Source organism: Citrobacter sp. Igbk 17 (assembly GCF_028069775.1).
Taxonomy (GTDB): domain Bacteria; phylum Pseudomonadota; class Gammaproteobacteria; order Enterobacterales; family Enterobacteriaceae; genus Citrobacter.
The window spans coordinates 1-462 of record NZ_JANEWI010000095.1 but is presented as its reverse complement, the minus strand read 5'-3'; the positions used below and the strand labels follow the sequence as shown (position 1 = coordinate 462).

General features: G+C 54.3%; 1 rRNA gene. It reads left to right on the top strand.

Features of this window, described 5'->3' with window-relative positions:
• Positions 1 to 224 precede the first annotated feature (224 nt).
• Positions 225 to 462 (top strand): 23S ribosomal RNA (locus NNO08_RS22935); the annotation flags it as partial.

Here is a 462-nt window from a genome sequence, read left to right as displayed (position 1 = left end):
GCTTGTCTGTAGTGGGCGAGAGCCGGGTGCATGACAACAAAGTTGGCCACCAACACACTGTTGGGTCCTGAGGCAACACTCGGACTTGTTCCAGGTGTTGTCCCACCGCCTTGGTGGTGGGGTGTGGTGTTTGAGAACTGGATAGTGGTTGCGAGCATCAATGGATACGCTGCCGGCTAGCGGTGGCGTGTTCTTTGTGCAATATTCTTTGGTTTTTGTTGTGTTTGTAAGTGTCTAAGGGCGCATGGTGGATGCCTTGGCATCGAGAGCCGATGAAGGACGTGGGAGGCTGCGATATGCCTCGGGGAGCTGTCAACCGAGCGTGGATCCGAGGATTTCCGAATGGGGAAACCCAGCACGAGTGATGTCGTGCTACCCGCATCTGAATATATAGGGTGCGGGAGGGAACGCGGGGAAGTGAAACATCTCAGTACCCGTAGGAGGAGAAAACAATTGTGATTC